This is a genomic window from Pseudomonas agarici (assembly GCF_900109755.1).
Classification (GTDB): domain Bacteria; phylum Pseudomonadota; class Gammaproteobacteria; order Pseudomonadales; family Pseudomonadaceae; genus Aquipseudomonas; species Aquipseudomonas agarici.
Genome location: NZ_FOAR01000007.1, coordinates 229,737 through 237,266, shown reverse-complemented (window position 1 = coordinate 237,266; position 7,530 = coordinate 229,737). Strand labels below are relative to the sequence as shown.

At 54.5% G+C, this 7,530-nt stretch carries 7 protein-coding genes; 1 reads left to right on the top strand and 6 read right to left on the bottom strand.

What is annotated here, in order from left to right; translation table 11 throughout:
- Positions 1–332: 332 nt before the first annotated feature.
- The 6 genes from BMX68_RS09390 to BMX68_RS09365 form a co-directional block, all read right to left on the bottom strand.
- Entirely contained in the window at positions 333–725 is a 393-nt protein-coding gene (locus tag BMX68_RS09390) for an acetyl-CoA carboxylase biotin carboxyl carrier protein (protein ID WP_060783625.1), read from the bottom strand.
- Positions 722–2,089, bottom strand: coding sequence for an acetyl-CoA carboxylase biotin carboxylase subunit (accC, locus tag BMX68_RS09385; protein ID WP_017133504.1), 1,368 nt, complete (start codon positions 2,087–2,089; stop codon positions 722–724). The genes BMX68_RS09390 and accC overlap by 4 nt, the downstream gene beginning before the upstream one ends.
- A gap of 2 nt (positions 2,090–2,091) precedes the next feature.
- Positions 2,092–2,559: an acetyl-CoA carboxylase biotin carboxyl carrier protein gene (accB, locus tag BMX68_RS09380; RefSeq protein ID WP_017133505.1), complete on the bottom strand. Its 468-nt coding sequence runs from the start codon at positions 2,557–2,559 to the stop codon at positions 2,092–2,094.
- A gap of 64 nt (positions 2,560–2,623) precedes the next feature.
- A complete protein-coding gene (locus BMX68_RS09375) occupies positions 2,624–3,598 on the bottom strand; it encodes a 5-oxoprolinase subunit C family protein (protein ID WP_074862066.1) in 975 nt (324 codons plus the stop codon).
- Complete coding sequence (gene pxpB / locus BMX68_RS09370; protein ID WP_211208516.1) at positions 3,595–4,317, bottom strand: 5-oxoprolinase subunit PxpB; 723 nt, start codon at positions 4,315–4,317, stop codon at positions 3,595–3,597. Before pxpB ends, BMX68_RS09375 begins: the two co-directional genes overlap by 4 nt.
- 353 nt (positions 4,318–4,670) lie before the next feature.
- Positions 4,671–6,341: a thiamine pyrophosphate-dependent enzyme gene (locus tag BMX68_RS09365; protein ID WP_017133509.1), complete on the bottom strand. Its 1,671-nt coding sequence runs from the start codon at positions 6,339–6,341 to the stop codon at positions 4,671–4,673.
- A 144-nt stretch (positions 6,342–6,485) separates the two neighbouring features.
- Here BMX68_RS09365 and BMX68_RS09360 point away from each other — a divergent pair, with 144 nt between their 5' ends.
- The gene (locus BMX68_RS09360) at positions 6,486–7,427 is read left to right on the top strand and encodes a LysR family transcriptional regulator (RefSeq protein ID WP_017133510.1); all 942 of its coding nucleotides are present in this window, start codon (positions 6,486–6,488) and stop codon (positions 7,425–7,427) included.
- The last annotated feature ends 103 nt before the right edge of the window (positions 7,428–7,530 follow it).

Here is a 7,530-nt window from a genome sequence, read left to right as displayed (position 1 = left end):
CGCGCTGGCACGGCAACTCACGGCGTAATCATTCGCGCCATGCCGAACCTGATAAATTTAAACCGAGGTAGACGCTAACAAAGCGGAAAAGGAATTACTGTAAGACCTTTCCCAAAAATAATTAGGAAGGTTCGAAAATCGCTTTTGGCTGAGCGATGATTCGAAGAAGGATAGAAGTCATTTTTTGAGGTAAAGGCAAAAACGCCCTATGCCTTGGACGTACTACGCTCACTTGATACAAACACTTCGTGCGCGAATGATACATAGAGCCAACATAATATGCTGAAGCTTAAATACTTCAGGAAATATCATCGCAAAAGTACAACGCCATCTTATCGAATTTCAAAAAGCTTTTGTCCATACCCAATAATGTCGCCGTCTTCTACCAGTGCGGCCAAAAGCACGCCAGAACTCGATGCTTTGATCTCTTCCAGAAGCGCATCATTTTGCAGAAACGCCACGACCTGCCCCTCTTTGACCTCACTGCCCACTGCGCAAAAAACCTCGTCGCGTTGGGGATGCTTCAGGCGCAACACCCCCATGGCCGGTGAGCTGAGGTAATTGACGGTTCGGGCTGGCGTCGCGGCTGGCGAACACGCCGACAATCCCGAGCCGCGCTCCTCAAGGGAAATGCGCAAGCAGGTGCCGGCCTGCTCGAACTCAAACGCGCAAAGCGAACTCCGCTTAACCAAGTTGATGATCTGCTCGATAAAATCCGGGCTCATTGGGAGACCTCCGGTTGGTGCAGATAGCGTTCCAAATGGTGAATATCAAAGCCGCCTGCCGCAAATCCTGGCTCCGCCATCAAACGCTGGTGCAAAGCAATGTTGCTTTTGATACCGGTTAGTTCGGCATCCCGCAGGGCACCGCTCATTCGTGCGATGGCTTGAGCACGGGTCGCACCGTGGGCAACAAACTTGGCCACCAGAGAGTCATAAAACGGTGGTACCTGGTAGCCCGTATAGAGATGACTGTCGACCCGAATTCCAGGGCCGCCGGGAGCAATCCAAGAAGCAACGCGACCAGGCGCCGGCGCGAAACTCAATGGATCCTCGGCATTGATTCTGCATTCAATCGCATGCCCTTGAATGCGAATTTGCGATTGGCAAATCGACAGCGGCTGACCCAGTGCAATCAGCAGTTGTTCGCGGACGATATCCACCCCCGTCACGAGTTCCGTGATGGGATGCTCGACCTGTACACGGGTGTTCATTTCGATAAAAAAGAACTCGCCGTTTTCATAAAGAAACTCGAATGTTCCCGCGCCACGATAGCCGATCAATTGGCAGGCTGTGACACAGCACTCACCGATACGCTCAATTGCATCGCGATCAATCCCGACTGCTGGCGCTTCTTCAATGATTTTCTGGTGGCGGCGCTGCATGGAACAATCACGCTCGCCGAGCCACACCGCGTTGCCAAAATTATCCGCCAACACCTGGATTTCAATATGGCGCGGATGCTCGAGAAACTTCTCCAGATAAACTTCAGGATTGCCAAAAGTCCGACTCGCCTCTTCACGTGTGATCACGACCGCTTCATCAAGCTCCGCCGCCGAACGCACGATGCGCATGCCTCTGCCGCCGCCACCGGCCGATGCCTTGACAATCAACGGGTAACCGCAAGACTGCGCCAGGTGTTGTACTTGCGTTTTATCGTCCGCCAGCGCGCCGGGAGATCCGGGCACGCAGGGTACGCCGGCTTCAAGCATGGCTTGCTTGGCCGAAACCTTGTCGCCCATCAAACGAATCGAGGCCGAGGTGGGTCCGACAAAAACGCGCCCCGCGTCCTCTACTGCGGCGGCAAACCCGGCATGCTCGGCCAGAAACCCGTAACCCGGATGTATTGCACCCGCCCCCGTGAGCGCAGCGGCCCGCAGAAGCCGTTTAGCGTCCAGGTAACTGTCTGCGGCGCAGGCCGGACCGATGCAAAGTGCTTGATCGGCCAACGCCACATGTCGAAGCTCGGCATCGGCTTGAGAATACACGGCGACGGTGCGCAGGTTCAGTTCGCGGGCAGCGCGCAGGATACGCAAAGCGATTTCGCCGCGATTGGCAATTAATACACTGTCGAATAATGGCTGGCTCATACTTATTCCATGGGCTCGATAGTGAACAACGCTTGCCCGGCCTCAGTCATTTCGCCATCAGCTTTCAAGATGGCGCTGATTCGCCCATGTCGATCCGCTTCAATGGGGTTGAGCATTTTCATCGCTTCGACAATAGCGAGCGTCTGCCCCTCCTCCACAACATCGCCGACTTCAACGAAAGGAGCTTTATCGGCTGCCGGCGAACGATAAAACAGCCCTACCAGGCTGGATGAGACAGTATGACTTTCACTGCGTGGCGTAGACGCGGCTACCACGGTGCAAGCTATCGAGGTTTCAAGATTGTCCGACTGCAACGCCTTCGAAGAGGACACCGAAGGAGAACCGGACATTGTTGCGCCAAAAGGCCGAAGCCCTATGCGTACTCGACAATCGCCTTCGCTGTACTCCAACTCCACGACTTGGCTACGCTCTACGATATCGATCAAGCGCTCAATGAATTCAAGGTTCATATTAATTTCCGCTGTCCTGGACTACGAACAATTGTCACGTTCAAAGGAGGTGGCCGCTGGTAATTTAGTTGCTTGGCAACGTAGTGCGTACTAGCGCGGCCAACGCCCGACCAAGGTCTGATAGATACGCATATTGTTTTTCTTGAGCTTGATGCGAACTGGCGTAATCCACCTGCACAAAACGAATCGTAGCGCCAATGGGTGTCTGGGCCAGCAGCCAAAGATCGGCGCTAATGACATTCACGATCTTCGGGTAACCGCCGCAGGTATTGGCTTCTGCCATCTGGACAATGGGCTGGCCAGAAGGAGGCACCTGCACCGTGCCGGGAAGTATTCCGTGAGAAAACAACTCAAGGGCGCGGGCGAGTTTCAATGATGGACCGCTCAAGCGCATGCCCATGCGGTTTGCTTCTTGAGTTAACGTCCATGGCTGATTGAAAAAATCGAACTTGGCGCTTTCATCAAACCAATCAAACTCAGCCGATGGCATCACCCGGATAGAAACCTCGAAATCTTTTCCAGGCAGTTGCCTAGCGATGGCTGCGCCTACACCACTGCGAGGAGATTTTGCCGTGGTATGGCACATCGGCAAGCGATCACCACGAAGCAGGCCTCGACCTTGAAACCCTCCGAATCCGGTTTTTAAATCCGTGGACCGGGAGTTCATCACCAGCGGCACGTCGATGCCGCCCGAAAAAGCCAAATACATCCTCGCCCCCTCGGTGGGTGTCAAAATGGTCAGCGTTTGCCCAGCCTTTGCATCCATGGACCAATGGGGAGGCAGCTCGATCTGATCCAAATACGCCTTGGCATTTGCGCCCGTCAACGCAAACCGGCAGTCATCGATAAATTTCAATTTGAATGGAAATAACGCGATTTCCAGGCCCGCATCATTGATATCGTTACCCACGAGAAGGTTGGCGATTGTTAACGCCGGACAATCCATTGCCCCCGAATGCCCCACGCCGATATTCAAGTATCCCTTGCGCCCCAAGTCCTGAACGGAATTGAGCACACCGGTAGAGAGGATTTCGATCATGATTCGATTCCGGCAATGCTAAAGCGAATACGATCACCTGGTCGCAACAACGAAGGTGAATCGAGATTGGCGTCAAATAGCTTTAAGTCGGTATGACCAATGACGTGCCAGCCGGAGGGTGCCGGAATCGGCATGATGCCGGCTTGCTGACCACCGATGATGACGTCGCCAACGTCCAAGCGCATCTTGGGTATCGACCTGCGCGGCGTCGCTAATCGAGGATCAAGCCCGGATAGGTAGGGAAACCCCGGCATGCCGCCGATCGCCGCGACTTGATAAATCGCCTCGCTGTGCAGACGAATAAAGGTTTCAATGTCGAGCTGGGCACGCTCGGCCAGTTCGGGCAGATCTTCGCCCTGGGTGCCGCCATAGATGACCGGCACCTCGATTTCGCGGCCCGCTTTTTTCTCAATGCAGACGTTCTCCCAGAGGGACAACAGCCATTGGGTCATCGCCGCCGCCGAAATCAGGCCTGGTGCGTACACAATCAGAAGATTGTTCATGCCAGGAACGGCTTCGAGTACGCCAGGCTGCTTCACTGCCTCGTCCGCAATTGCAAGTACGCGCCGCTGAACGTCTTCACTGAAGGCAGGTGCCGTGACATCCAGCAAAAGCCCCTGGCTCCCTAAAATGTTTACCTGGGGCTTGTTATCAGGCGTTGCCATCTCAAAAACGCTCACTGATTTATTTTGGCAAAATGATTGAATAAAGTCCGCCAAGGCGGGCAGTCCAGACCAGCAGAAACACGGTGATCTGCTGCGGACCACCCGATAAGAGGCCACTTTGACAGTGCGTAATCGCTCTCGCAGCGACTTGCGGGTGCTCATCGGGCTCATCAAACCTGGCTCTATCTTGCAACCGGACACGGTCTCCAGGCTTGATCTAACCTAGCTACTTAGTTGCGGAATTCCGCATACCAATCCGCCTTGAAATGCCTCGACGAATCCGCCCTTAAGACCTCTCCCCTTACGCTATGATGCCGGACCGGCAGAAAAGCGGAGAAAGCTCGTATTTCTCGCAAAAGCGCCGCGGCGAATGCCATTGAAGCTTTGAAGCTCTCTCCCAAAGATCGCTAGTCATCGTTATGCTTCGTAACGGACTGCGCTGATTTAGGCAGCACTGCGGACAAGCTCGAGACCACTTCAATGAAGTAAGGTTGTTGCGCAGCCAATCCGCGGGCGATAGCCGATTCAATCTCAGACACCTCGCTGACTCGTTCACAGCGAACACCATATGCCTGGGCGACCTTTATAAAGTCCGGATTCGAAAGTGTCGTCCCGACTTTTCGGCCTGGATAGGTACGTTCCTGGTGAATGCGAATTGAGCCGTAGCAGTTGTTGTTGGATACGATGAACAGAATAGGCAGCTTGCGCTCGACCGCGGCGATCATCTCGTTGCCTGTCATCAGGAAGCCACCATCTCCCGCCATACAGACCACTTGACGATGCGGGTAACGCAGCTGCGAGGCAATTGCCGCCGGAGTGCCGTAGCCCATGGCACCCGAGAGAGGAGCCATCAATCGCTGCGGATAGGTGAATGGAAAATGCCGGTAGACAGGCGCCGCGAAGGTACCTGCATCCAAGCAAATTATGGCTTCAGGGGAGACTTTCTGCACCAGAGCACGAATCACGTGAACGAACGGAACACCGTCTTGTGCCTTCACTTGCGGCCAGGCCGAGAGACGTCGTGCAATCGCCGTTGTCTGAACAACCCAATCTCTACGTTCCAACTTACCGCCAGACTGCTCAGTGAGTGCGATAGCCAGAGCAGTCGGATCACATACTACGCCCACATCAGCCACTAAGTTCAGTCCGACAATATGGTCGTCCGCATAGACGTGAACGAGGGTCTGGTCAGACCGGGGATGCTTCGGGAACTGGTAACCCTGAGTCGTGATATCGCCCAGGCGAGTCCCTAGGGCAATGATCAAATCACTTGTCTCGAAGTTGGCCATCTGATCTCGAGGATTGGATAGACCCAGCTCACCGGCATACAGCACATGTTTGTTCGAAAAGATGTCATGTTGACGGAATGAGACAGCGACAGGCACATCGTAAGCCTCGGCCAGCCTCAGCAACGCTTCGCGCCCCAACTCGCTGTCCAGGGCGCCACCGGCAATGATCAAGGGCCGCTTCGCCGCCTTCAACAAGGAGGCAATGCGCTGGACATCCTGGTCAACGGGCCGGGTAGATACATGCGCCACGGCCTGCCACTCCTCGACGGGAATTACCTGCTGCTGAATATCCTCCGGGATTACCAACACGACAGGACCCGGAGTACCGCTCGTTGCCACGCGGATAGCTTTGAAGGCTGCCGCCGCCAATTGCCCTGGTTCGGTGGGTTCACACACCCATTTGGCGATCGAACCGAACATCTTTTGATAGTCGATCTCTTGAAAAGCCTCTTTTCTCAGGTCGGCTTTCGGGACTTGGCCAACAACGAGAATCAGCGCAATGGCATCTTGCTGGGCAGTATGGACAGCAATCGAAGCATTGGTCGCGCCTGGGCCACGACTGACCATGACCACCCCTGGGCGACGGGTCAGGCGACCATCGGCACATGCCATAAAGCCTGCACCGCCCTCCTGTCGGCAGGTCACCACGTCAATCGCCGGAAAATCGCCCAGGGCGTCCAGGATACCGAGGTAGCTTTCGCCCGGAACCAGGAAGACCCGATCGATACCGTTTGCGGCAAAAACCGAAAGAAGCGCATGTGCAGAGGTGGTGCTTTTGGCGAATTGCATGGGTAGGAACCTGAGCAATGGGACGGACCGTGATAGCCGGCATGGGCTTTGGTTGCCCCAATTGTTATATAACCGTACTTCTGCAACCATTGGACTCGCAGGGATATCAGCTATTCAATTTCGGCACAGCTCGCTGAGACCATCATGGATCTACGACGACTCGAACTACTGATGCAAGTGGCACATTTCGACAGTTTTTCTAAAGCCGCCACCGTCTTGGGCATAGCTCAGCCGGCCCTCGGAAGGCAGATGCACAAGCTGGAAGAGGAATGTGGATTTCGCCTTTTCTATCGTCACGGGAGAGGCGTCATGCTGACGCCAGAAGGCCAATCCTTGCTCGACAGGGCCGGGCCGCTTCTGCTCGAGTTGACTGCGATTCCGTCCGATCTGCAATCGGAATACGCATCCCCCAAAGGCGCGGTGACTGTCGGCGTAACCCCTACTATCTGTAATCTGCTCGGCCTGAAGCTCATTACTTCCATCCAGGAAAAATATCCTGAGCTACAGATAAACCTGGTCAGCGGATACAGTGGTTATGTCCATGAGTGGCTGGTGGATGGGCGGGTTGATATTGCAATCTTGCACGATGCCCGGCGCTCTGCATCGATTCAGGTAGCGCCGTTGTGCCAGGCCGAGCTGTACTTCGTGACCTGCGCCAGCCACGACCCTTTTAAAAACACTGATCAGGTAGAACTGAGCCAGGTCACTGAACATCCCTTAGTCCTTCCTACCGGTAATCATGGCCTGCGCAGGACTTTGGACTATGCCACCAGCAAACTGGATATTAAGCCAAACATCAAATTTCAGTCCGACACGCTTGAGCTTCTCAAAGAAATCGTTACGGCAAATCTGGCCTCGACAATTTTGGCCAAACCCGCCGTGATGCAGGAAATCGCCAGAGGCACGTTGAGTGCGCACCTAATTACCTCCCCGTGTCTGTTTACAAAATTGGTACTGGCTACGGTGGTCAATCGCCCTGTAACCCGAGCCATCAAACTGATTGAGCAGGAAATAAAAAATATCGTCGACACACTCGTCGAAAATGACTCCGCCACGCTGGGCATCAGGTCCCTACGCACGCTCTAGTGGCCTGTACGGTTAGTCCGTTGCGACTGAATTTTTCGACGTACAACAACCTGATGTGATTTTGCCGTTTACGCAGATAAAACACATGAACCAGCCCTCCTTC

What these genes read in the sequence shown, in the direction of transcription:
- BMX68_RS09365 (WP_017133509.1), bottom strand. Translation starts at nt 6,341, where the DNA reads ATGCAATTCGCCAAAAGCACCACCTCTGCACATGCGCTTCTTTCGGTT.
- accB (WP_017133505.1), bottom strand. Translation starts at nt 2,559, where the DNA reads ATGAACCTTGAATTCATTGAGCGCTTGATCGATATCGTAGAGCGTAGC.
- BMX68_RS09360 (WP_017133510.1), top strand. Translation starts at nt 6,486, where the DNA reads ATGGATCTACGACGACTCGAACTACTGATGCAAGTGGCACATTTCGAC.
- accC (WP_017133504.1), bottom strand. Translation starts at nt 2,089, where the DNA reads ATGAGCCAGCCATTATTCGACAGTGTATTAATTGCCAATCGCGGCGAA.
- BMX68_RS09390 (WP_060783625.1), bottom strand. Translation starts at nt 725, where the DNA reads ATGAGCCCGGATTTTATCGAGCAGATCATCAACTTGGTTAAGCGGAGT.
- BMX68_RS09375 (WP_074862066.1), bottom strand. Translation starts at nt 3,598, where the DNA reads ATGATCGAAATCCTCTCTACCGGTGTGCTCAATTCCGTTCAGGACTTG.